This window comes from Klebsiella sp. HC6 (assembly GCF_022605325.1).
GTDB classification, from domain to species: Bacteria; Pseudomonadota; Gammaproteobacteria; order Enterobacterales; family Enterobacteriaceae; genus Klebsiella; species Klebsiella terrigena.
Map to the genome: position 1 here is coordinate 2,779,762 of NZ_CP093276.1, position 22,165 is coordinate 2,801,926.

Here is a 22,165-nt window from a genome sequence, read left to right on the forward strand (position 1 = left end):
ATTCAAGGAGACAGTAATGACAACGCATCGCAGTGAAAAAGACTCTATGGGCGCGATTGAGGTTCCTGCCGACAGGCTATGGGGCGCGCAAACCCAGCGTTCGCTGGAGCATTTCCGTATCTCAACGGAAAAAATGCCGGGCGAACTGATCTACGCCCTGGCGTTGACCAAGCGCGCGGCGGCGAAGGTGAATCAGGATTTAGGCCTGCTGGCCGGCGAAAAAGCGCAGGCTATCGTCGAGGCCGCCGATGAAGTGCTGGCGGGAAAGCATAGCGCAGAATTTCCGCTGGCTATCTGGCAAACCGGCTCCGGTACCCAAAGCAATATGAATATGAATGAGGTGCTGGCAAACCGGGCCAGCGAGCTGCTGGGCGGCGTGCGGGGCATGGAGCGCAAGGTGCATCCGAATGATGACGTCAACAAGAGCCAGAGCTCCAACGACGTCTTCCCGACGGCGATGCACGTGGCGGCCATTATCGCGCTGCGGGAGACGCTCATTCCCCAGCTTAACGTGCTGAGAAAAACGCTCAGCGATAAATCCGCCGCGTTCAGCGATATCGTTAAAATCGGCCGTACGCACCTGCAGGACGCTACGCCGCTGACGCTGGGGCAGGAGTTCTCCGGCTGGGTCGCCATGCTCGAACATAACCTCCGCCACCTTGAGCTGAGCCTGCCGCATCTGAGCGAGCTGGCGCTGGGCGGTACGGCGGTGGGAACCGGGCTGAACACCCATCCCGAATACGCGGTGCGGGTCGCGGCAGAGCTGGCGGAGAGTAGCGGCCAGCCGTTCGTTACTGCGCCGAATAAGTTTGAGGCGCTGGCAACCTGCGACGCGCTGGTCCACGCCCACGGCGCGCTGAAGGGGCTGGCGGCGTCGCTGATGAAAATTGCTAACGACGTGCGCTGGCTGGCCTCGGGGCCGCGCTGCGGTATCGGCGAAATTGCGATTCCGGAGAATGAGCCGGGTTCATCGATCATGCCGGGCAAGGTCAACCCGACGCAGTGCGAAGCGCTGACCATGCTGTGCTGCCAGGTAATGGGCAACGACGTGGCGCTGAATATCGGCGGCGCTTCCGGTAACTTCGAGCTCAACGTCTATCGCCCGATGGTTATCCATAACTTCCTGCAGTCGGTGCGGCTGCTGGCCGACGGCATGGAGAGCTTCAACGAACACTGCGCGGTCGGGATCGAGCCTAATCGGGAGCGCATCAACCAGCTGCTCAACGAGTCTCTGATGCTGGTGACGGCGTTGAATACCCATATCGGCTACGACAAAGCGGCGGAAATTGCCAAAAAGGCGCATAAAGAGGGGCTGACGCTGAAAGCCTCGGCGCTGGCGCTCGGCTACCTGACGGAAGCCGAGTTCGACAGCTGGGTGCGACCGGAAGAGATGGTCGGCAGCATGGCTACTCGCTAGCCAGCCACAGGTGCAGGCGCGGGATCAGCAGGCGCAGCGACTGCGCCTGGGGTTTATAGCGATACTGCACGTTGTCGGCATCGTAATTCAGTAACTCGCCAATGTCCGGCACGCTAACCCCCTGGCTGCCGGATATCAGCGTAATCAGCGGCCCGGGGCAGGCGTACTGCACCTGCTTTTGCTCGCCGGCGTACCAGACGCGGGCGATAGGCTGGACTTTCACCGGCCGCTTAATCTTCAGCTTTGCCCGCTGCGGCAGGGCGGCAATATCCTGATACTCCCGCTCCAGCTTGCTCTGCCACTGCTCGCGCGTCCACGGCGGCACCGCGCGCGGCGACTGCAGGCTTTTTTCCAGCTGCATCAGCACCTCATCGCGGGTTAAATTCTTAATCACGTGCTTATTGGCCCAGCCAAAGCGGATGGTGCTGGGATCGAACAGCGGCGTCAGCGTGCGGTAGGCGCTAAGGGTGATTAATCCCGGCAGATGACGATGAACCCACTCAAAGCGGGCCGCGGCGGGGAGGGTGGAGTCGACGGTAATGATTTTTTCGAAGGTGGCCTTTAGCGCGTTGATGCTGGCGATTTTTTGCCGCAGGTCGGCCTGCTCCTCGGCGCTGGTTTGCAGGCAGATAGTCCCGGGAAGGCGCACCGCCGCCTTGCTGCTGCGGCTTTCCGATTGCTGCTGGATAAACAGATGGCCGTAGTGCCTGAGGGCCATCTCCAGCGCCGTTTTACCGATATGCTGTACGACCTGAATCGTCTCAAGCGGATCGTGCTCGGCGTCTTTACTCACCGCCGGGAGCTCAAATACCCGAGCGGCAAGCAGGCGACAGCGGCTTAGCGCCAGCTTCAGCTCCTGCAGCTCCCGCTCAAGCTGGCGAAAGGTGCCATTGAGTCGTTCAACGAGGTCGTAATTTGCCATCTTCGCCACCTTAGTTACAACATACTAATCGATTTTTAACTATACGCAGGCCGCAGCGCCTGCGCAAGTGGGGTCAGCCAGAGGTAAAATTCGGCAGCTGGTGGTAGATAGGCCAGCTAAAGCTGAAGCATGCTCCGCCCAGCGGGCTGGTGCGGCAGCTCACCTCGCCGGACATCGCCTGGGCGATGCTGTGGACGATAGCCAGCCCGAGCCCGCAGCCGCCGGTCGCCCGATCGCGGCTGGGGTCAAGCCGGACAAACGGCTCAAACACGCGCTCGCGCTCGGCGGGGTCGATGCCCGGGCCGTCGTCGTTGACCTGCAGCGTCGCCCGCGATCCCGCCAGCGTCAGGCTCACCTGAATCTGCTGATTACTGTAGCGAAGCGCGTTATTGACCAGATTGTCGAGCACGCGCTCCATCAGGCGCATATCCAGCGCGCCGTAGTCGCCGGCCACCACCTCGTGAAGGGTCACCTCGCGCTGCGGGTTAACCATCTGAATATCTTCCACGTGGGCCTCAATCCAGGCCGGGAAGTCGGGGGTGGTCAGGCTCAGCTCGTTTTGCGGCCGGTCAAGACGGGCGTAGGTTAACAGCTCTTCGATAAGGGCTTCCAGCTGTCCGATATCGCGGTTTAGGGCCTGTGATTCGGCGGCGGTGAGATTTTCACTCATCTCAAGGCGGTAGCGCAGGCGAACCAGCGGCGTGCGCAGTTCGTGCGCAATGCCGTCGATCAGCTGCTTTTTGCTGGCGATCAGGGCGTTGATATTATCGGCCATCTGGTTAAAGGCCACGCCGAGCCGCTCAAAGCTGGACATGCTATCGAAATGGATGCGTTCGCTAAAATGCCCCTCGCCGAAGCGCTGGGCGGCGGTTTCGAGGCGCAGCATATCCTGCCAGTGCGGGCGCATCCAGACGAAGACCGGGAACGCCAGCGAAATGGCGATAAAGGCCATCAGCGCGACGTCCAGCAGGCGCATCTCATGCAAAAAGTAGAGATAGGGCACCGGACCCACTGACAGCACGTAGTGGCTGCGCGGAATGCGCTGAATAAAGGTGTACTCATCATCGAGGGCGACGATGTCGCCGGCGCGCAGATGCTGCATTGAGCTCTCCGCTAGCTTGAATTTGCTGAGCGGTTCAATATGCAGATCGAACGACAGGTTGAGGTCCAGCTCTTTGAGCGTTTTGCTCCAGTCGCGCGGCGGAATTTCCCGCAGCTCGCTGCGCATCAGATATAGCGAGCTTTTCATCAGATCGTCCAGCGACTGGCGGCCCGCACGCTCGGCGGTAAATTTATACACCAGACCGACCAGCATGGTCATAACCAGAAAGCAGACGAACAGCAGGAGGTAAAACTGCACAAACAGCTTTTTCATAGCCGGACCCGTTAATTAATTGTCCCAGGCGTGGGGGGCAAACAGATAGCCTTTGTTGCGCACCGTTTTGATCCGGTAGGGTTCCGTTGCGCTATCGAGAAGCTTTTTACGCAGGCGGGAAATGGCCACGTCGACGCTGCGGTCCATACCGTCGTAGGTGACGCCGCGCAGGTTTTTCAGCAGCGCATCGCGATCCATAATTTGTCCCGCATGGGTCGCAAGCTCCCACAGCAGTTCGAAATCCGCCGTAGAGAGCGCGACGCTGTCGCCGGCGAGCAGCACCTGGCGGTTCACCGGGTCGATGGAGAGTGAGCCAAAGGCGATGGTTTTATGCGGCGTCAGCGAGGCGGGCGCGGAGGTGAGCGGAACGGCAACGTGCTGACGCAAATGCAGGCGCAGCCGCGCCAGCAGCACGGCAGGTGGGGTGGTTTTGAGGATATAATCGCTCGCGCCCATCTCCAGCGACAAAATATGGTTCATATCGCTATCAAGGGAGGTCAGCAGCACGATGGGGCCCTGCCACTGCCCGCGCAGGTCGCGGCAGAGCGTCATCCCGTCCTTGCCCGGCAGCATGATATCTAATAGCACCAGATCGGGTTTTTCTCGCGCAATAACCTCTTCCGCCCGGTCGCCGCGTGGTTCAACCACCACGTCCATATCATGCTTACCCAGATAGGCGGCGATCAGCGCGCCAACTTCCGGATCATCCTCAACAAACACGATCTTATTCATATTTTATATGTATATGTAAAAGGTTAAACATACACCGCCAGCAAATTGCCTGCCATTACTCTTTTATAAACAAATGTTCTTCCGCTATGCTGGCGTAACTTGTTGTTTAAATGTTAAGGCAAAAGGCATGGGGCTGTTGATTAAAGCGCTGCTCGGGGCGCTGGTGGTGGTACTGATTGGCGTACTGTCCAAAACCAAAAATTACTATATTGCCGGGCTCATTCCGCTATTTCCGACATTCGCCCTGATCGCTCACTATATTGTCGCCAGCGAGCGCGGGATTGAAGCCCTGCGCACCACCATCGTATTTGGGATGTGGTCGATCATTCCCTATTTTATCTACCTGCTGTCGCTCTGGTACTTCACCGCAACGATGCGCCTGCCTTACGCGCTGGCGGGCGCCGTTGTGTGCTGGAGCCTGTGTGCCTGGCTGCTGATCCTCGGCTGGAGCCGTTTCCACTAGCGCAGGTGGCGGCCACCGTCGACGGCGAAGGAGCGGCCGGTGACGAAATGGCTGCTGAAGAGATAGTCGAGCAGTTCGATAATTTCCGTTTCGCCTGCCGCTATTTTCATCAGCGATTTATCCAGCGCCTGCAGGCGATATTCGGCATCGTCGCCTTCATTAAACATAATGAGCGAGGGGGCGATGGCGTTGACCTTTATTTCCGGCGCCAGCTTGCGGGCGAAGGAGCGGGTCATATTATCCAGCGCCGCTTTACTGGCGGCATAGGCGATGTGCTTATCGCTGCCGCGCTCAACCACGTAGTCAGTGATATGAATAATATCGCTGCCCGCGTGACCGTGGCCGCGCAGCAGCGCTTCCAGGGCGTGATTGAGCAGATAGGGCGCGTTGACGTGAATTTGCATCATGCTGGCGAGCACCGTGCTGAGGGGCGTCCCCGGCTTTTCCGCCATCCAGCCGCTGGCATTGTGGATAACGGCGCGCAGGCCTTGGCCGGCGTGGGATTTCACCGCCTCGGCGAAGGTTAAAATCCCATCGTCGGTGCTAAAATCCGCCTCCAGACAAACGGCGCCGGCCGTACGCAGCGCGTCAATAGCCGGATAGTGGGTACGATAGCTGACGATGACGGGCTGCTGTTGCTGAAGAAAATGCTGTGCCAGAGCGAGGCCGATTCGGCGGCCTCCTCCTGTTATAAGGACCGGGCGGGGCTGTAGTTCAGCCATGGGTATCTCCTTTGAATTCCGCGGCAGGGCAACCGCTTACCCCACCAGCATCCACGTTGCCGGTACGGCGGCAACCAGCAATAAACCAATTAAGGCTAATTCACGGCGTTTAAGCATGCGATCGTGCTGGTGCGTACGGCGGGCGTACAGGAAAACCAGAAGACCCGGAGCGTAAAGTATCACCGACAGCAGTAAATGCACAGGGCCCGACGCATATAATAACCATAAGCCATAAGCGCATGCCCCGATACCCACGGCCTTATGCAGCGGGCGTGCGGCAATTTTCAGCAGGAAGGCGCCGACGAGCAGATAGGGAACGAGGATCATCTCGGAGGCGATGGTGAGCAGGGTACCGTAATCCGAGCCGGTCAGCCAAATCAGCACCAACGAGGCCTGGACGCTAATATTGGTTAGCCACAGCGAAGCAGACGGCGCGTTGTGGCGATTTTGCCGGGCAAACAGGCGCGGAAATGCTTTGTGGGTGGCGGCCAGCCAGGGAACCTCCGCCGCCATGATGGTCCAGCTCAGATAGGCGCCGCAGACGGAAACGATCAGCCCGGCGGCGATGATCACCTCGCCCCAGGAACCCATCATTCTGACCATCAGCCCGGCCATCGAGGGATTACGCATTTCCGCCAGCTCCGGACGGGCGACAACCCCCAGCGAGAGCAGCGTGACCAGAAGATAAACCACCAGCGCCGAGAGTACGGCCAGCAGCGTCGCGCGGCCAACGTCGCGTTTATTTCGCGCGCGCGCCGACACCACCACCGCGCCCTCTACGCCGATAAACACCCACAGGGTGATCAGCATCGTATTCTTCACCTGCTCCCACACCGGCACGCCGAGCGCCAGGCCGCTGAAATCAAGCGTGAAGGTCTCTAAACGGAAGGCCATCGCGGCGAGAACGATAAACGCGCCGAGCGGAATAAGCTTCGCCAGGGTGGCGACCAGGTTGATGCCCGCCGCCGTTTGCACGCCGCGCAGCACTAAAAAATGGACCACCCACAGCAGAATCGACGCCCCGACGATCGCCTGCCAGGTATTGCCGTTGCCAAAAATAACCGAGCCGGGCGCGTCGGTGAAGAAGCTCAGCGCCGCAAAGACGATAACCAGGTAGGAGACGTTGGCGATGACCGCGCACAGCCAGTAGCCCCAGGCGGAGCAGAAGCCCACCAGCTCGCCAAATCCTTCGCGCGCATAGGTAAAAATACCGCCGTCGAGGTCGGCGCGAATGCGGGTCAGCAGGAGCATGGCGAAGGCGAGGAATAAAATGCCCACGCCGGTAATGGCCCAGCCGATCAGCAGGGCGGACGGGCTGGCCACGGCGGCCATATTTTGCGGCAAACTGAATACGCCTGCGCCCAGCATTGAGCTGAGAACCAGGGCGGTCAGGGCGCTAAGGCCCAGTCTCTTTTCCATTGCAATCCCGAAGTGACAACCGTGAAGTAAAGAATATTTATTTGGCTAAATCGCATAAAATGGACGATTACGCTAAGGCGCGGGATTTTACGGAGTGTCTTGTGCGCATGCAATGGCGGCGGATGAAAAAAAGCAAAAAGGCGGCAAAGCGCCGCCTTTTTATTCAGCTGAGGTGTCGTTATTTATACAGGTCAGCGCTGATGGTCATGTTGCCACCGCGTTCCTGCCACTGGCGGGTGATGTGGTAATACTTCGCGCCTTTCTTCGCCGCACGTTTGGCCACCTGGTAGGAAACTTCGGTCATATTGCCGTAGTTACCGGTGAACTTAATGCTATCGAACGGGGCCATCTGCGCCGCGGTGATCTTGTTTACTTCTTCAATCTTCGTGCCGTCAGGGAGCGTGACGGTGTAACGCCCACCTTTTGAGGACTGCGTTTCGAAGAAGCGGCCTACGCCGGTACCGGAGCCGACGGCTGCGGTGGTTGCCACGCCGGGGATTTCCACGTTTTTAGCCGCGGCGCCGCCTTCAGCCAGCGCTGCGCGCCCGGCTTGAGAATCGGCAGGAATCGCATCCGGGCTTTGCAGAACGCGTTTTTTGGCATCGGCTTTATAAACATAAGCGGTGATGCGCTGGTTGCCGCCCTGGTTAGCATCTACCTGACGAACGATGAAGAAAGAGGCCGCGCCTTTTGCTTTCGCCGCTTTGGTGATGGCATCGTTAACTTCAGGCTGGCTGCGATAGAAGCCCTGCACGGTCACGGTGTCAAACGGTTCCAGCTCAACGGCCTGGTCTTTCGGCAGCTCCATGATCCCATTAATCATGCGATTTTTGGGAGCATCGGCCTGCTGGGCGTTGTCTTTATAGAGATCTGCCGTTACGCGCCAGTTGCCGCTGTTGCCATAGTCTGAGGTGTCGACAACATAAAAGGAGGCTGCGCCGTCTTTGTCGGCCTTGCGGGAGACCGCCTTAACCGCATCGCCAATCGCAGTAAAACGGCCGGTGATGACCACGCGATCGTAGGGCTTCAGCGCCGCCGCCTGCTCCGGAGTCAGCTCGGTCGCTGCGTGGGCAGACAGCGCGGTCGTAGCCAGGAGAGCAGACGCCAGGAGTGAGTTCTTAAGATTCATAAAAATAGTCCTTTGCCTTGCGCAAACCATGTACAGGTATTGTTGTTGACTGAAAACGCTCGATTATTGCATTTAAAAGGAGTGACTGTCTGCGTCAATTTTTGCTAACCGCCCGAAACGCGCGTCACAATAATATAACATTTTCCGATATGTTGAAAAAACAGCCGCTTGACCAGCAAAATCGATAATCGATATCGCTTTAATAAGTTAATGTAATGTTAATGCGATGTTCTGGCTGGCGATTAATTGCGTATTACTGCTTAAGCTAAGCGAATTATCAGGCTCGCTTATAAATTTAAGGTAAATATTGCTGCCTGACGCAGTTTGCCGCGCGTTTTACCAATAAAATCAAAAATTCTGTTTTATCGCAGTAGATCACAATCGGTATTTTCAGTAGGTTATAAAAAGTTTGTTACTGTTTCATTTTTTCAGCCGAATATCCGAGCCGGTGCGTTTTGCCGGCGGATCCTCGGCTGTCAGAAGAGAAAACCATCATCAAAAACCGATGAAAGGGAAAACTATGCGTATCGGGGTACCAAAAGAACGGCTAGCCAATGAAACCCGCGTAGCGGCCACGCCGAAAACGGTGGAGCAGCTGCTCAAGCTGGGTTTTACCGTCGCAGTTGAAAGCGGCGCGGGCCAGCTGGCAAGTTTCGATGACGAGGCGTTTGCTCAGGCAGGCGCTGAGGTTGTGGACGGCGCCGAAGTTTGGCAGTCGCCCGTTATTCTCAAGGTCAATGCGCCTGACGAGAGTGAAATCGCTTTACTGAATCCAGGCACCACGCTGGTGAGCTTTATCTGGCCGGCGCAGAACCCGGAGCTGCTGGCAAAACTCTCTGCCCGCAATGTCACCGTGATGGCGATGGATTCGGTGCCGCGTATTTCGCGCGCCCAGTCGCTGGATGCCTTAAGCTCGATGGCCAACATTGCCGGCTATCGCGCCATCGTCGAGGCCGCGCACGAATTTGGCCGCTTCTTCACCGGGCAGATCACCGCCGCGGGCAAGGTTCCGCCGGCCAAGGTGATGGTGATCGGCGCCGGCGTTGCCGGCCTGGCCGCGATTGGCGCCGCTAACAGCCTGGGGGCGATCGTCCGCGCGTTCGACACCCGTCCTGAGGTCAAAGAGCAGGTGCAGAGCATGGGCGCAGAGTTCCTTGAGCTGGACTTTAAAGAGGAGGCGGGCAGCGGCGACGGCTATGCCAAAGTGATGTCCGAAGCCTTTATTAAAGCCGAAATGGCGCTGTTTGCCGCTCAGGCGAAAGAGGTCGATATCATCGTCACCACGGCGCTGATCCCCGGCAAACCGGCGCCGAAGCTGATTACCCGCGAAATGGTTGACTCGATGACTTCCGGCAGCGTGGTGGTCGATCTGGCCTCGCAGAACGGCGGCAACTGTGAATACACCGTGCCTGGCGAAGTGGTGACCACCGCCAACGGGGTGAGAATCATCGGCTATACCGATCTGCCTGGCCGCCTGCCGACCCAGTCATCCCAGCTCTACGGCACCAACCTGGTCAACCTGATCAAGCTGCTGTGCAAAGAGAAAGATGGCAACATTGCCATCGATTTCGACGACGTCGTGGTACGCGGCGTAACGGTTGTCCGCGACGGGGAAGTGACCTGGCCGGCGCCGCCGATTCAGGTCTCCGCCCAGCCGCAGGCCGCCGCGAAGAAGGTTGAAGCACCTGTTGAAGCGAAAAAACCGGTTTCGCCGTGGCGCAAATACGCGCTGATGGCGCTGGCGATTATCCTGTTTGGCTGGTTGGCTAACGTGGCACCGAAGGAGTTCCTCGGCCACTTTACGGTCTTTGCGCTCTCCTGCGTGGTCGGATACTACGTGGTGTGGAACGTGTCGCACGCGCTACATACGCCGCTGATGTCGGTCACAAACGCCATCTCGGGGATTATCGTTGTCGGGGCGCTGCTGCAGATAGGCCACGGCGGCTGGGTCAGCGTGCTGAGCTTTATCGCGGTGCTGATCGCCAGCATTAATATTTTTGGTGGTTTCACCGTCACTCAGCGCATGCTGAAAATGTTCCGCAAAGGATAAGGGGTAACAAATGTCTGGTGGATTAGTTACAGCTGCATACATTGTTGCCGCGATCCTCTTTATTTTTAGTCTCGCAGGGCTGTCAAAACACGAGTCCTCTCAGCAGGGCAACTACTTCGGCGTTGCCGGGATGGCGATCGCGCTGATCGCCACTATCCTGGGGCCGGACAGCAGCAACGTCGCGTGGATCCTGCTGGCGATGGTTATCGGTGGCGCCATCGGTATCCGTCTGGCGAAGAAAGTCGAAATGACCGAAATGCCGGAGCTGGTGGCGGTGCTGCACAGCTTCGTCGGCCTGGCGGCGGTGCTGGTGGGCTTTAACAGCTACCTGCAGCATGAAACCGGCATGGAGCAGATTCTGGTCAATATTCATCTGACCGAAGTGTTCCTCGGCATCTTCATCGGTGCGGTGACCTTTACCGGCTCCATCGTGGCCTTCGGCAAGCTGTGCGGCAAGATGTCCTCTAAGCCGCTGATGCTGCCGAACCGTCATAAGCTGAACCTCGCGGCGCTGGTCGTCTCCTTTGTGCTGCTGGTGGCCTTTGTGCGCACCGACAGCACCGCGACGCAGGTTCTGGCGCTGCTGGTGATGACCGTTATCGCTCTGGCGTTTGGCTGGCACCTGGTGGCCTCCATCGGCGGTGCGGACATGCCGGTAGTGGTATCGATGCTGAACTCCTACTCAGGCTGGGCGGCGGCGGCGGCGGGCTTTATGCTGAGCAACGATCTGCTGATCGTCACCGGTGCGCTGGTCGGTTCTTCCGGTGCGATTCTGTCCTACATCATGTGTAAGGCCATGAACCGCTCCTTCTTCAGCGTCATTGCCGGCGGATTTGGTACCGATGGTTCCTCGTCCGGCAGCGATGATGAAGTGGGCGAGCACCGTGAAATTAGCGCAGAAGATACCGCTGAAATGCTGAAAAACTCGCACTCGGTGATCATTACCCCGGGCTACGGGATGGCGGTAGCCCAGGCGCAGTATCCGGTTGCGGAAATCACCGAGCGTCTGCGCGCTCGCGGTATCAAGGTGCGCTTCGGTATTCACCCGGTTGCCGGTCGTCTGCCTGGGCATATGAACGTGCTGCTGGCGGAAGCCAAGGTTCCGTACGACGTGGTGCTGGAAATGGATGAAATCAACGATGACTTCACCGACACCGACACCGTGCTGGTTATCGGCGCCAACGATACCGTTAACCCGGCCGCGCAGGACGATCCGAAAAGCCCTATTGCCGGTATGCCGGTGCTGGAAGTCTGGAAAGCGCAGAACGTGGTGGTCTTCAAACGTTCGATGAACACCGGCTACGCCGGCGTGCAGAACCCGCTGTTCTTCAAGGAGAACACCCACATGCTGTTTGGCGATGCCAAAGCCAGCGTGGATGCGATTCTGAAAGCGCTGTAATGCGCTGAAGAGCGCGGACCAATGCCGCTATAAAACGTTTGCTTCTGAAGCCGTCTCCGTTGAGACGGCTTTTTTATATAGCGCGCCAGCCCGCTTATTGCTCATAAATTAATCGCCTCGGAGTGCTATAATAGGGACGTTTTTTCAACACACTGAGGATATTATGGATACCGAATTGACCCCCGCGCAAATGGCCATCGAATTTCTGCGTCGTGACCCTACAGCTTTAACCCCCGCACAGTACCTGAAAAAATTTAAACTTCTCGAGCTGGAATTTGCCGATTTAATGTCGCTCTCCTCCATCGAGCTGAAAGAAGAGATCGACCACGCCTGGCGCTTAGGTATCCACTAAAAGTATCGCTTCAGCCCGCAGTGCGTAGCTGATGAAGGGGCCGGAAGGCCCTTTTTTACGCTCTGTGCTCGGCGGCGGGCAAAAAAATCCCCCGCGGCGGCGGGGGAGTTGGCGACGACGGCTGGGCGACCAGAGATCAGTCGTCGTCTTCGTCGTCCAGTTCAACCGGCGTTTTGTACTGATCGGGTTTCAGCACCAGCAGATCGCAGCGCAGATGGTCGATCACCTGCTCGGCGGTGTTGCCGAGGAAGGCCGCCGACAGTCCGGTACGCCCGATGGTGCCCAGGACGACAATCCCCGCCTGCAGATGCTCCGACAGATCGGGAATTACCTCTTCCGGCAGACCCTTCTCGACGTGGGTGCGGCTCTCGTCAATAGCAAACTTTTGCCGCAGCGTTTTCATCGCCAGCAGATGCTGGCCGCGAATCGCGTCGTTATAGATGCTGGGATCGAAATCAGGCAGCTCAATGGCGATATTGATAGGCGTAACCGGATAGGCGCCCACCAGGTGGACCTCGGTGTGGTTAACCTGCTCCGCCAGCTCAAGCGTCTCTTTGACCAGTTTCTCATTCAGGGAGTCGTGGTAGTTTTCTTCGCTGGCAAGGTTGACCGCCACCAGCGCTCTGCCGCCCTCGGGCCACGGCTGGTCTTTAACCATCCACACCGGGCACGGGCACTTACGCAGAAGATGCCAGTCGGTAGGGGTGAAGATGACCGCTTCCAGCTTGTCGTGCTGGTGCGCCATTTTCAGCACTAAATCATGCTTGTCGCTGATAATTTCCTGAATGATGGCTTCGAAGGGGCGGTTGTGCCATACCACCTTGATGTCAATTGGGATCCCGGACTCAATATAGAACCGGGCTTGCTCCTTGATCCAGGCGCTGCGCTGGCTAATCACGCCCTGGCGCATAGCCGTTCGCTCGTCTGGCGACAGCAGGGTCGTCATCTCATATGAGAAATCATAGATCGGCAAAAAGGCTTTAATGCGGCCACCAATCCGTTGGTGTAGGTATACCGCGCGCCGCAGTGCGGGCTGGTCGTCCTGGTTAGGATCGATTACTACCAGCATGTTCTGATACTTTGCCATACAGGGTCTCCTTACAACTGTAACTGCAGTTTGTAATTAAAAAGATAACCTATATAGATGAATTGAAACAGGGGATGACCCTGGCCAGATCAACAAATAAGAAAAAAATTAGCGATCTGGCGAAGGGATCGGGCTATCAGGCGACGTTGCGCGCCTGACCAGCCAGCTGGGCGAGGAGGTCGCTGTTTTCGATGGTGATATATTTACCTTTAACCGCCAGCATGCCGCTTTTCTGGAAACGACCCAGCAGGCGGCTGATGGTTTCTACGGTCAGGCCGAGATAGTTACCGATATCGCCACGGGTCATGGTCAGACGGAACTCACGAGGCGAGAAGCCGCGCTGGGCAAAACGACGAGAAAGATTGTAGATAAAGGCCGCCAGGCGCTCCTCGGCGTTCTTTTTGGAAAGCAGCAGGATCATATCCTGATCGCCTTTGATCTCGCCGCTCATCAGGCGCATCATCTGCTGACGCAGATTCGGCATCTTGCCTGAGAGGTCGTCCAGGGTTTCGAAGGGAATTTCGCAGACCATTGAGGTTTCCAGCGCCTGAGCAAAGCTCGGGTGGAGACCGGTGCCGATTGCGTCAAAACCAACCAAATCACCCGCCAGGTGGAAGCCGGTAATCTGCTCATCGCCCTGTTCGGTGATGGTGTAGCTTTTGATGGTGCCTGAACGAATGGCGTACAGCGACTTCAGCTCATCGCCGGCTTTGAACAGGGTCTGTCCTTTCTGGATAGGCTTTTTTCGCTCGATGATATTATCAAGCTGATCAAGCTCGTGCTCGTTCAGAGTAAAAGGGATGCAAAGCTGGCTGATGCTGCAATCCTGACAGTGGATTGCACAACCGCCAGACTGAATGCGTCGTATAATTCTCTTTTCCGGGATCATAAGTCTGCTCAAGCCTTAATTGATATTGGTCAATTTTAACATCTTTTTGGTGAGCAGGTAAGCCTCGAACCGATGAAACACGTAATATTAAAAGGGGAAAGCGATTACCCCTTTTATCTTATTGATAAGAAATGAGATGTCTGGGCATATTTGATTGTAAAGTTGCCGGATGCTTCCGATAAAAGGCACTTACGGTCAAAGAAGCAAATACCCCTCATGGCGCAATAACCACTCTTTACGCTGCACGCCGCCCGCGTAGCCGGTCATGGTGCCGTTACGTCCGATGACGCGGTGGCAGGGCACCACGATACTGACCGGATTAGAGCCGTTGGCCGCCCCGACCGCCCGCGCGGCGCCAGGCCGACCTAATGCCTCCGCCAGCTGACCGTAGTGCATGACCTGGCCGCAGGGGATGGTACGCAGCGTTTTCCAGACCTCGCGTTGAAACGGGGTGCCCGCCGTCGCCGTCGGCAGCGTTTCGATAACCGCAAGGTCGCCGGCGAAATAGTCGCCGAGCCTGCTGCTCAGCCCGCCCGGGTCACGAGAATCCACGCGCTGATACCCTTCATGGCGATAGTGCAGCTCCAGCAGCTGCTCCATCCGCGCGCTGTGCTCCTCCCACTCAACGGCTCGCAGATGGAACTGCTCGTCGCAAATGATCCATAGCGGCCCGACCGGGGTGTCGATTTTGTCCTGAAGCAGTATCAGCATCGTTTTTCCTTATTACCTGATTCAAATGATTATTACTGCAGCCTGAACACAAGATATCACGTCATCCTGGCGGGCAACTATACTCCATAAAGGTGAACGGCGAGCGGCGTGGCTGAAGGGGCGGATCTATGAGTATGTTTTCCATTTTGCAACTGCCGGCAGGGCAGAAGCAAAACCAAATCGCAGCGGGCCCCGCGATATTTAATTTTGTATTAATTACGCCGCGCGGGTGTGAATGGATTTTGCTACTTTCTCCGGGCGGTAAATTCCCCTATGAGGAGGAGCGTTCAGTTCATCTCTCTATGCAGTTTGTCATACGCACGCGGATTAGTTTGAGCTGGCTAATTCATCGGGAGGCACCCGACGTCGCAACACGCTATACAGGCATTCCTTGAGTCAATTATTTGCCAGCACGCTAGTGCTGGCTTTTTTTGTTAACGTGAAAGGTGATGGTATGCAATATATGCTAACTGGCGTTTTGATATTGATTATCAGTGGTTTGCTGTTAAATGCTGTCTCTCTTATGTTCGAGTCGCTTTATAAGCTAATGAAAGATATGCACTTAAAGAAAAAACATTTTTAGGTGCCTCAGCAGGCTCGGCAAGCGAATAGACAGCGATCGCTTGCCGACCTGTTATTCCCCTCCGTCATACACCCGTTCAGCGATCCGGCCCTTATTTTCAGGCACTTCCTTTGGCATCACGTATATTTACCGCGGCGATCGCGCGGGCTGAGTGCTGGTGGCTATGGGCGCGGGATACGCCGCTGCCGGCGCGACCGGCGACAAACGCGTTGAGGGCGCACGGTGCGACGGCTATAGTAGCCTCCGATAGTCGCCGGAGGAGTGCTGATGAACCTTGATGACAAATCGCTATTTCTGGATGCCATGGAGGATGTCCAGCCGCTGAAGAGCGGCAACGACGTGCTGTGGCATCCCGAGCGCCACGCCCGCACCCCGCAGCGGATCGACGCGCTGCAGCTGGATAACTTTTTGACCACCGGCTACCTCGACGTGCTGCCGCTGGCAACGCCGCTGGAGTTCAGGCGCGAGGGGTTACAAAGCGGCGTGCTGGACAAGCTGCGGCTGGGGAAATACAGCCAGCAGGCGAGCCTCAATCTGCTGCGCCAGCCGGTCGAGAAGTGTCGGCAAATGCTGTTTGCCTTTGTGCTCCAGGCGCAGAAGGAGTCGCTGCGCAACGTGCTGATTGTTCACGGCAAAGGGCGCGACGACAACGCTCACCCCAATATTATCCGCAGCTACCTGGCGCGCTGGCTGGAAGAGCTTCCCGAGGTACAGGCGTTTTGCGTCGCCTCCGCCCATCACGGCGGCAGCGGGGCGTGCTACGTCGCCCTGCGCAAATCGGCCGAGGCAAAGCAGGAAAACTGGGAACGCCACGCCAAGCGCAGCCGCTAGCGCAGCAGCAGCGTCAGCTCCCGGGCCGCCTTTTGCAGCTCGGGCAGCACCCGATCCAGCATTTCGCGGGTCGAAACCTGTCCGGCATGGACGCCGACGTTCAGCGCCGCCTGAACCTGTCCCTGCGGGTTAAACAGCGGCACCGCCAGCGAGCGCAGCCCCATCTCCAGCTCCTGATCGTTCAGCGCGTAGCCCTGCTGGTGGACGCGCTTGAGCTCGGCGCGCAGCTTATTCACCGAATCCACCGTCTGCGGGGTGTAGCGAATCATCGTCACCCGGCCCAGCATATCGTTCAGCTTCTCCTCCGGTTGATGGCTCAACAGCACCCGGCCCATCGAGGTGGCCCAGGCCGGCAGCCGGCTGCCAATATCCAGATCGATAGTCATAATGCGCGAGCTGGAGGCGCGGGCAATGTAGAGAATATCGTCGCCGTCGAGGGTGGCGATGGAGCAGGACTCGTTAAGCATTTCGCTCAGATGCTTGAGCACCGGCTGGGCCGAACGCGCCAGCGGGGTTGAGGCCAGCCAGGCGTGGCCGAGGGCGAGGATGCGCGGACGCAGCTGAAAATTCTTGCCATCTTCAGCGTAGACAAACCCCAGCTTGCCCAGCGTATAGAGGCAGCGGCGCACCGCCGCGCGCGGAATGCCGGTCTTCTGGCTGATCTGCGAGATCGACAGCACCGGGCGCTGCGGGGTGAAGGCCTGAATCACCTCCAGCCCGCGTGCCAGCGAGGCCATAAAATTCGGATCGCCCTTAAACGGGTCGCTATCGCCGGTCAGTAAATCGTCTGGATGCTTCTCCATTTTGTTCTCCATATTTGCCATCGATCACATTCTTTCGCTAAAGATATACGATGTTCGATTATCGCACCATATTTCGATTATCGCCCTTGACCAACATCGTTAAGCGGGTCACATTTTGTGCGAACAACGTATATAAGTGCGATTACCGCACATAAAGGAGCGACCTGATGATTGATAAAAGCGTGTCGACGCTAAGCGATGCCATCGCCGGGATCCACGACGGCGCGACCATCATGATCGGCGGTTTTGGTCCCGCCGGTCAGCCAACGTACCTGATTGATGCCCTGATTGAGCAGGGCGCCCGCGACCTAACCATTATCAACAACAACGCGGGCAACGGTGAGGTGGGCCTGGCGGCACTGCTGAAGGCCGGACGGGTGAGCAAGATGATCTGCTCTTTCCCGCGTCAGGTTGACTCGCAGATTTTTGACGACCTCTACCGCCGCGGCAAGGTTGAGCTGGAGCTGGTTCCGCAGGGTAATCTGGCCGCCAGAATCCAGGCTGCCGGCGCCGGGCTGGGCGCGATATTTACCCCGACCGGCTACGGCACGCCGCTGGCAGAAGGCAAAGAGACCCGCGAAATCGACGGGCGCCACTACGTGCTCGAATATCCGATTAAGGCCGATTTTGCGCTGATCAAGGCCCATCACGCCGACCGCTGGGGCAACCTGGTGTACCGTAAAGCGGCGCGCAACTTTGGCCCGATCATGGCGACCGCCGCCAAAACCACCATCGCTGAGGTCTCCCGCCTGGTCACCCTCGGCGAACTGGATCCGGAAAATATCATTACTCCGGGGATTTTTGTCCAGCGCGTCTTCTCGCTGGAAAACACCGTTAGCGCACAAAGCGCCTGAGGAGCCAGCGATGCAAAAATTAACTCGTGATGAAATGGCCCAGCGCGTGGCGCGCGATATCCCGGAAGGGGCCTATGTGAACCTCGGTATCGGTTTACCGACCCGCATCGCCAACTATCTGCCCACGGATAAAGAGGTGTTCCTGCACAGTGAAAACGGCCTGCTGGGCATGGGCGGCAGGCCGCAGCCCGGCGAAGAGGACCCGGAGCTGATTAACGCCGGGAAAGAGTACGTCACGCTGCTCAAAGGCGGCTGTTTCTTCCACCACGGCGACTCCTTTGCCATGATGCGCGGCGGCCACCTCGATATCTGCGTGCTCGGAGCCTATCAGGTCTCTGCCCGCGGCGACCTCGCCAACTGGAGCACCGGAGCGCCGGACGCGATCCCGGCCGTAGGCGGGGCGATGGACCTGGCTATCGGCGCCCGTCAGGTCTTCGTGATGATGGATCATCTGACCCGCGACGGCGAGTGCAAGCTGGTCGAGCACTGCAGCTATCCGCTGACCGGCGTTGGCTGCGTCAGCCGAATTTACACCGATCTCGCGGTTATCGATATCACCCCCGGCGGCCCGGTGGTGCGGGAACTCTTCAACGGCCTCTCTTTTGAGGAGCTGCAGCGCATCACTCCGGTGGCGTTGACCTTCGAACATCTGGCGAAAAGCGCGTAAGGAACCTATGATGAATCAGGCATTTATCTGTGATGCGGTGCGTACACCCTTCGGTCGTTTTGCGGGCACCCTGGCGCCGATGCGCGCCGATGATTTAGGCGCGCTGCCGCTCAAGGCGCTGCTGGAGCGCAATCCGGGACTGGATCCTTCGCGCATCGATGACGTGATTTACGGCTGTGCAAACCAGGCCGGCGAAGATAACCGCAACGTCGCGCGCATGGCCCTGCTGCTGGCCGGGCTTCCGGAAACGGTTCCGGGCAGCACCATAAACCGTCTGTGCGGCTCGAGCCTTGATGCGATCGGCGTCGCAGCGCGGGCAATCAAAAGCGGCGAGACTCAGCTGATGATTGCCGGCGGAGTAGAGAGCATGTCGCGCGCGCCCTTCGTCATGGGCAAGGCCGAAAACGCCTATAGCCGCAGCATGCAGATTGAAGATACCACTATCGGCTGGCGCTTTATCAACGCGCGAATGAAGGCGCTGTACGGCGTCGATTCGATGCCGGAAACCGCCGAAAACGTGGCCGCTGATTTCGCGATTTCGCGCGCGGACCAGGACGCTTTCGCCCTGCGAAGCCAGCGGCGAACCGCGGAGGCGCAGGAAGCAGGGCGCTTTACCGATGAGCTGATTGCGGTCTCGATCCCGCAGCGTAAGGGCGAGCCGCTGCTGTTTACCCGCGATGAGCACCCGCGCAGCACCTCGCTGGAGGCGCTGGCGAAGCTAAAAGGCGTGGTGCGCGCCGACGGTTCGGTGACCGCCGGCAACGCGTCCGGGGTCAACGACGGGGCCTGCGCGCTGCTGCTGGCCAGCGAGCAGGCGCTGACGGCGAACGACCTGCAGCCGCTGGCGCGCGTTGTCGGGGTGGCGACCGCCGGGGTCGCGCCAAGAATTATGGGCTTCGGTCCGGCTCCGGCAGTACGTAAAGTGCTGGCGCTGACCGGGCTGACGCTGGCGCAGATGGACGTGATTGAACTGAACGAAGCCTTTGCCGCTCAGGCGCTGGCGGTGACGCGCGATTTAGGCCTGCCCGACGACGCCGCGCACGTTAACCCCAACGGCGGGGCGATTGCCTTAGGCCATCCGCTGGGCGCCTCCGGCGGGCGGCTGGCGATGACCGCCGCCTATCAGCTGCGGCGCACCGGCGGGCGCTACGCGCTGTGCACCATGTGTATCGGCGTCGGCCAGGGAATTGCGCTGATTATTGAACGCGTTTAAGGAGCCAAAATGAGTTTGCTGACCCCGATGATGCGCAGCAGCCCGCTAACGGCCTGGTTTAGCGACGCGCAGCGGGTACAGGGGATGCTGGATTTTGAAGCGGCGCTGATCCGCGCCCAGGCCGCCTGCGGGACGGTGCCCGAGGCGGCCGTCGCGCCGGTGGTCAACGCCTGCCGGCATTCGCTTATCGATTTCTCCGCGCTGGGTGAGGCGGCGGCCCGCGCCGGTAACCTGGCGATCCCGCTGGTCAAACAGCTCACCGCCTGCGTGAAGGCCGCGGACCCGGAGGCCGCGCGCTACGTCCACTGGGGAGCTACCAGCCAGGATGCTATCGACAGCGGTCTGATTCTGCAGCTGCGCGGCGCGCTGGCGGAGACCGATTCGCTGCTGCAGCGCCTGATGGCTGAATTTGCGCGGCAGGCGCTGCGGCATCAGCATACGGTGATGCCGGGGCGCACCTGGATGCAGCACGCGCTGCCGGTGACCTTTGGCCTGAAGCTGGCGGGTACCCTCGATGCGCTGCTGCGCTGGCAGCAGCGGCTGCGAGAAATGCGCCCCCGCGTGCTGGTGCTGCAGTTTGGCGGCGCGGCGGGCACCCTCGACTCGCTAAAAGGGCACGGACCGGAGATCGCCGGGCGGCTGGCGACCGAGCTTGGCCTGACGCTGCCGGACGCTCCGTGGCACAGCCAGCGCGATCGGCTGCTGGAAGTGGGGGCCTGGTACGCCGGAGTCTGCGGGACGCTGGGAAAATTTGCCAACGACTTCTCGTTGCTGATGCAGACGGAAGTTGCCGAAGTTGCGGAGCCGGTCGCGGAGGGCCGCGGCGGTTCGTCGACGATGCCGCACAAGCGTAACCCGGTCGGCTGCGCGGCGATCCTCACGGCGGCCCAGCGTACGCCGGGCCTGGTGGCCTGCCTGTATGCCGGCCAGGTTCAGCAGCACGAGCGCGCGCTCGGCGGCTGGCAGGCGGAGTGGGAGACGCTCCCGGAGCTGATTACCCTCGTCGGCGGCGCGCTGGAACAGTGCGTTGAGCTGGCGCGCGATATGCAGGTGTTCCCGCAAAAAATGCGCGCCGATCTCGATATTACCCACGGCCTGATTATGGCCGAAGCGGTGACCCTGGCGCTGGCGGAGTTTATCGGTAAAGCCGACGCCCATCATCGGGTCGAGGCGCTGTGCCGCCAGGCAATTGACCAGTCGCGCCCGCTGCAGGCGCTACTGGAAAACGACCCTCAGGTCAGCCAGCATCTTAGCGTAGCCCGTTTAACCCAGCTGCTGGACCCGACAACGGCTACCGGCAGTGCGGAAATTTTTGTGCGCCAGGTCGTGGCGCGTTACAAGGAACAACATGATGAACCTTGATTACCAGATTGACGGCCCGGAAGGTGCGCCGGTTATCGTTCTTTCTAACTCGCTGGGCACCACCCGGTCGATGTGGCAGCCGCAGCTTGGCGCGCTAACCGCGCGGTTTCGCGTGCTGCGTTACGACACTCACGGTCATGGTCAGACCGCTAAAAGCGGTAAAGTGACCCTCGCCCAGCTTGGCGAAGACGTTATTGCGCTGCTCGATCACCTGCAGATAGAGAAAGCCTGGTTTTGCGGGATTTCGATGGGCGGGCTGACCGGACTGTGGCTGGGACGTTTCGCCCCGGAGCGATTTTACGCCATTGCGGTGGCCAATACCGCCGCGCGAATTGGCGATCAGGCCAGCTGGCTCTCGCGGGCGCGAGCCGTCCGCCAGGAGGGGATGGACGTGGTGGCCGCCGGCGCGGCGGACCGCTGGTTTAGCCACGCCTTTCGCCAGAAGGCGCCGGAGGTGGTCGAATCCCTGTGCCATCAGCTGACCCATAGCGATGCCGAGGGCTATGCCGCCTGCTGTGAAGCGCTGGCGGCGGCCGACCTGCGCAGTGAAGTCGGGCACATTAGTCTGCCAACCCTGATTATCGCCGGGGAAAGTGACCCTGTCACGACGGTGGCGGATGCCAACTTTCTCCATCAGCAGATCCCCGCCTCGCAGGTGGTGGTAGTCTCCGCATCGCATCTGTCTAATATCGAAGCGGCGGGGGCATTCAGCGCCGCATTACTGGGATTCTTCCGGGGAGAGCAGCATGGATGACAAGGCGCGTTATCAGCAGGGAATGGCGGTACGACGTCAGGTGCTGGGCGATGCCCACGTCGACCGCACGCTGGATAAGCTGACCCCGCTCAATGAAGAGTTTCAGGACTTTATTACCCGCTACGCGTGGGGTGAAACCTGGACCCGATCGGGGCTGGATCGCCATACTCGCAGCATGATCACCATCGCGATGCTGATCGCGCTTAATCGCGAAGCGGAGCTTAAAATGCATCTGCGCGCTGCGTTTAATAACGGCGTGACCCGCGATGAGCTCAAGGAGCTGATTATGCACTCCGCGCTCTACTGCGGTCTGCCTGCGGCCAACGCCACGATGCATCTGGCGCAGCAGGTGTTTGACGATCTGGACGCGCAGCGGGCCTAGGCGCCCGCGTTCTCAGGCCGGCCGCGGGCGTTTACGGCCGGCTCTCCTC

The 22,165-nt window shown here is 59.0% G+C and carries 23 protein-coding genes; 13 read left to right on the forward strand and 10 right to left on the reverse strand.

Annotation, left to right across the window (positions count from 1 at the left end; genetic code table 11):
- Window positions 1-16 precede the first annotated feature (16 nt).
- Window positions 17-1,417, forward strand: coding sequence for a class II fumarate hydratase (fumC, locus tag MMW58_RS13540; RefSeq protein WP_241723587.1), 1,401 nt, complete (start codon window positions 17-19; stop codon window positions 1,415-1,417).
- Here fumC and tus read toward each other — a convergent pair.
- From tus to rstA, 3 genes are all read right to left on the reverse strand, one after another.
- The gene (tus, locus tag MMW58_RS13545) at window positions 1,407-2,339 is read right to left on the reverse strand and encodes a DNA replication terminus site-binding protein (RefSeq protein ID WP_241723588.1); all 933 of its coding nucleotides are present in this window, start codon (window positions 2,337-2,339) and stop codon (window positions 1,407-1,409) included. The genes fumC and tus overlap by 11 nt on opposite strands.
- 73 nt (window positions 2,340-2,412) lie before the next feature.
- Window positions 2,413-3,714: a two-component system sensor histidine kinase RstB gene (rstB, locus tag MMW58_RS13550; RefSeq protein ID WP_133599591.1), complete on the reverse strand. Its 1,302-nt coding sequence runs from the start codon at window positions 3,712-3,714 to the stop codon at window positions 2,413-2,415.
- Window positions 3,715-3,729: 15 nt separating this feature from the next.
- The gene (rstA, locus tag MMW58_RS13555; protein ID WP_045858496.1) at window positions 3,730-4,446 is read right to left on the reverse strand and encodes a two-component system response regulator RstA; all 717 of its coding nucleotides are present in this window, start codon (window positions 4,444-4,446) and stop codon (window positions 3,730-3,732) included.
- Window positions 4,447-4,573: 127 nt separating this feature from the next.
- Between rstA and MMW58_RS13560 the strand changes: the two genes are divergently transcribed.
- Window positions 4,574-4,909 (forward strand): GlpM family protein, encoded by a 336-nt coding sequence (locus tag MMW58_RS13560; RefSeq protein WP_045858494.1) that lies wholly within the window; start codon window positions 4,574-4,576, stop codon window positions 4,907-4,909.
- On the opposite strand, the gene folM is transcribed toward MMW58_RS13560, so the two are convergent.
- From folM to ydgH, 3 genes are all read right to left on the reverse strand, one after another.
- Entirely contained in the window at window positions 4,906-5,631 is a 726-nt protein-coding gene (gene folM, locus MMW58_RS13565; protein ID WP_133599593.1) for a dihydromonapterin reductase, read from the reverse strand. The genes MMW58_RS13560 and folM overlap by 4 nt on opposite strands.
- A gap of 36 nt (window positions 5,632-5,667) precedes the next feature.
- Complete coding sequence (locus MMW58_RS13570) at window positions 5,668-7,050, reverse strand: amino acid permease (RefSeq protein ID WP_159236963.1); 1,383 nt, start codon at window positions 7,048-7,050, stop codon at window positions 5,668-5,670.
- Between the two features lie 178 nt (window positions 7,051-7,228).
- A complete protein-coding gene (gene ydgH, locus MMW58_RS13575) occupies window positions 7,229-8,179 on the reverse strand; it encodes a DUF1471 family protein YdgH (protein WP_045858488.1) in 951 nt (316 codons plus the stop codon).
- 520 nt (window positions 8,180-8,699) lie between these two features.
- Between ydgH and pntA the strand changes: the two genes are divergently transcribed.
- The 3 genes from pntA to MMW58_RS13595 all read left to right on the forward strand — a co-directional run bounded on the left by pntA (window position 8,700) and on the right by MMW58_RS13595 (window position 11,980).
- Window positions 8,700-10,229, forward strand: coding sequence for a Re/Si-specific NAD(P)(+) transhydrogenase subunit alpha (gene pntA / locus MMW58_RS13585; RefSeq protein ID WP_045858486.1), 1,530 nt, complete (start codon window positions 8,700-8,702; stop codon window positions 10,227-10,229).
- A gap of 10 nt (window positions 10,230-10,239) precedes the next feature.
- Window positions 10,240-11,628 (forward strand): Re/Si-specific NAD(P)(+) transhydrogenase subunit beta, encoded by a 1,389-nt coding sequence (gene pntB / locus MMW58_RS13590; RefSeq protein WP_045858484.1) that lies wholly within the window; start codon window positions 10,240-10,242, stop codon window positions 11,626-11,628.
- 163 nt (window positions 11,629-11,791) lie between these two features.
- Complete coding sequence (locus MMW58_RS13595) at window positions 11,792-11,980, forward strand: YdiH family protein (protein ID WP_041145794.1); 189 nt, start codon at window positions 11,792-11,794, stop codon at window positions 11,978-11,980.
- Window positions 11,981-12,116: 136 nt separating this feature from the next.
- Here the strand turns inward: MMW58_RS13595 and uspE are convergent, their stop codons facing one another.
- The 3 genes from uspE to ogt all read right to left on the reverse strand — a co-directional run bounded on the left by uspE (window position 12,117) and on the right by ogt (window position 14,667).
- Window positions 12,117-13,067, reverse strand: a complete 951-nt coding sequence (gene uspE, locus MMW58_RS13600) for a universal stress protein UspE (RefSeq protein WP_123708126.1) — start codon at window positions 13,065-13,067, stop codon at window positions 12,117-12,119.
- Between the two features lie 136 nt (window positions 13,068-13,203).
- On the reverse strand, window positions 13,204-13,956 hold the full coding sequence (fnr, locus tag MMW58_RS13605) for a fumarate/nitrate reduction transcriptional regulator Fnr (protein WP_002903394.1): 753 nt from the start codon (window positions 13,954-13,956) through the stop codon (window positions 13,204-13,206).
- 195 nt (window positions 13,957-14,151) lie between these two features.
- On the reverse strand, window positions 14,152-14,667 hold the full coding sequence (gene ogt, locus MMW58_RS13610) for a methylated-DNA--[protein]-cysteine S-methyltransferase (protein ID WP_133599599.1): 516 nt from the start codon (window positions 14,665-14,667) through the stop codon (window positions 14,152-14,154).
- A gap of 128 nt (window positions 14,668-14,795) precedes the next feature.
- Here ogt and MMW58_RS13615 point away from each other — a divergent pair, with 128 nt between their 5' ends.
- Together MMW58_RS13615 and smrA are read left to right on the forward strand one after the other, a co-directional pair.
- Window positions 14,796-15,062, forward strand: a complete 267-nt coding sequence (locus tag MMW58_RS13615; protein ID WP_241723589.1) for a hypothetical protein — start codon at window positions 14,796-14,798, stop codon at window positions 15,060-15,062.
- Between the two features lie 455 nt (window positions 15,063-15,517).
- On the forward strand, window positions 15,518-16,081 hold the full coding sequence (smrA, locus tag MMW58_RS13620; RefSeq protein ID WP_123708123.1) for a DNA endonuclease SmrA: 564 nt from the start codon (window positions 15,518-15,520) through the stop codon (window positions 16,079-16,081).
- On the opposite strand, the gene MMW58_RS13625 is transcribed toward smrA, so the two are convergent.
- Entirely contained in the window at window positions 16,078-16,884 is an 807-nt protein-coding gene (locus tag MMW58_RS13625; protein ID WP_041145790.1) for an IclR family transcriptional regulator domain-containing protein, read from the reverse strand. The two genes, smrA and MMW58_RS13625, sit on opposite strands and share 4 nt — an antisense overlap.
- A 167-nt stretch (window positions 16,885-17,051) precedes the next feature.
- On the opposite strand from MMW58_RS13625, the gene MMW58_RS13630 reads away from it, so the two are divergent.
- The 6 genes from MMW58_RS13630 to pcaC are packed head-to-tail and all read left to right on the forward strand — an operon-like array spanning window position 17,052 to window position 22,116.
- Entirely contained in the window at window positions 17,052-17,738 is a 687-nt protein-coding gene (locus tag MMW58_RS13630) for a 3-oxoacid CoA-transferase subunit A (RefSeq protein ID WP_133599603.1), read from the forward strand.
- A gap of 10 nt (window positions 17,739-17,748) precedes the next feature.
- The gene (locus MMW58_RS13635) at window positions 17,749-18,405 is read left to right on the forward strand and encodes a 3-oxoacid CoA-transferase subunit B (protein ID WP_241723590.1); all 657 of its coding nucleotides are present in this window, start codon (window positions 17,749-17,751) and stop codon (window positions 18,403-18,405) included.
- A gap of 10 nt (window positions 18,406-18,415) precedes the next feature.
- Window positions 18,416-19,618 (forward strand): 3-oxoadipyl-CoA thiolase, encoded by a 1,203-nt coding sequence (gene pcaF / locus MMW58_RS13640; RefSeq protein WP_133599985.1) that lies wholly within the window; start codon window positions 18,416-18,418, stop codon window positions 19,616-19,618.
- A 9-nt stretch (window positions 19,619-19,627) separates the two neighbouring features.
- Window positions 19,628-20,980 (forward strand): 3-carboxy-cis,cis-muconate cycloisomerase, encoded by a 1,353-nt coding sequence (locus MMW58_RS13645; RefSeq protein ID WP_241723591.1) that lies wholly within the window; start codon window positions 19,628-19,630, stop codon window positions 20,978-20,980.
- On the forward strand, window positions 20,970-21,734 hold the full coding sequence (pcaD, locus tag MMW58_RS13650; protein WP_159237015.1) for a 3-oxoadipate enol-lactonase: 765 nt from the start codon (window positions 20,970-20,972) through the stop codon (window positions 21,732-21,734). The genes MMW58_RS13645 and pcaD overlap by 11 nt, the downstream gene beginning before the upstream one ends.
- On the forward strand, window positions 21,727-22,116 hold the full coding sequence (gene pcaC / locus MMW58_RS13655; RefSeq protein WP_241723592.1) for a 4-carboxymuconolactone decarboxylase: 390 nt from the start codon (window positions 21,727-21,729) through the stop codon (window positions 22,114-22,116). Before pcaD ends, pcaC begins: the two co-directional genes overlap by 8 nt.
- Window positions 22,117-22,165 lie beyond the last annotated feature (49 nt).